The 914-nt window shown below is 48.4% G+C and carries 2 protein-coding genes; both read right to left on the bottom strand.

Going from position 1 to position 914, the window contains the following annotated elements:
* Window positions 1–128: 128 nt before the first annotated feature.
* Window positions 129–308, bottom strand: coding sequence for a hypothetical protein (locus tag C900_RS30175; protein ID WP_040497523.1), 180 nt, complete (start codon window positions 306–308; stop codon window positions 129–131).
* A gap of 405 nt (window positions 309–713) precedes the next feature.
* Window positions 714–914 (bottom strand): hypothetical protein (locus C900_RS27355; RefSeq protein WP_040497685.1); only part of this gene is annotated, 201 nt, incomplete at its 5' end.

The raw sequence follows: 914 nt of genomic DNA, 5'->3' as shown, positions 1-914 counted from the left end.
CGGAAAGCCCAATACCTGGCAGGCCATAAAAACATCCTGTCTACGGAATTATACCAGCAGGCCGATGTTGAAGACCTGAAAAAGGAGCTGGACCAGTTCCATCCTTTGAAATGAGTAGGTCAAAACCGTCAAAAAAAGTGTAACTCTGTAACCGGTAGATTTTTTTTAAAAAGGGCATTGTAATGTACATTACAAAATGCAGCCTTTTTTCTAATGCGGTCAATGATTAAAGCTGCTAAAATACCAGAGATAACACCCGATAAAATGGCTAATAAGAAATTTAATAAGATGATGCCAGCTGAATCCATTATGAATGTTAAGATACAAAACCCACCGCACAAATCCACCCTCCTGGATGGAGAGGTGTTTTTTGATCGGGCATTTAGCCACTCCCAAAAAACAGCAAGGTAAAGCGGTGTGTTTGCGGTGCGTTGTCAAGGCTGCAGTCCGGAAAACTGCAAGGTCGTTCTCTTTTATTTTTTCAGTTGAAAGGAGAAACAGTGGCAAAAAAATAAAAGGAGCTCCACCTTGCATTTTCCTCCCTTTGCTTGCCATCCGCTCCTCACCACGGCTGTTCCCATGTCCTTTTTGGTTGATGTATCCCTGCGGGGCTATGGTAAAAAGGCCACTCCACAGCCCTTGTTTTTGCTCGCCTTCGCCCTCAGTCAGACCGTATCGGCCCCATAAGCTGGCCCTCTGGCCAAAGCCGCTACTCACAGCCGGTCGCCCTGGCGGGACTTTACCCGGCTGGCTTTCTTCGAACTCGCGCCTACACTCAGGATGTCTGCTTCCGTACCTACAGCATCCACCTTCGCTTCGGCTGACAGGCGAGCAGGCCTGTCCCGATCAGGGCATCGGGGGCAGAGAGCTTTAGCAGCGCCATGATCAGAGCAGCGCCAGAAAAGAATAAGCAG

It is taken from the genome of Fulvivirga imtechensis AK7 (genome assembly GCF_000331535.1).
Classification (GTDB): domain Bacteria; phylum Bacteroidota; class Bacteroidia; order Cytophagales; family Cyclobacteriaceae; genus Fulvivirga; species Fulvivirga imtechensis.
This window is presented reverse-complemented; position numbering and strand designations above follow the sequence as displayed.

Bases quoted from the DNA above. Each gene is read 5' to 3' on its own strand.
- C900_RS30175 (WP_040497523.1), bottom strand. From the start codon at position 308: ATGGATTCAGCTGGCATCATCTTATTAAATTTCTTATTAGCCATTTTA.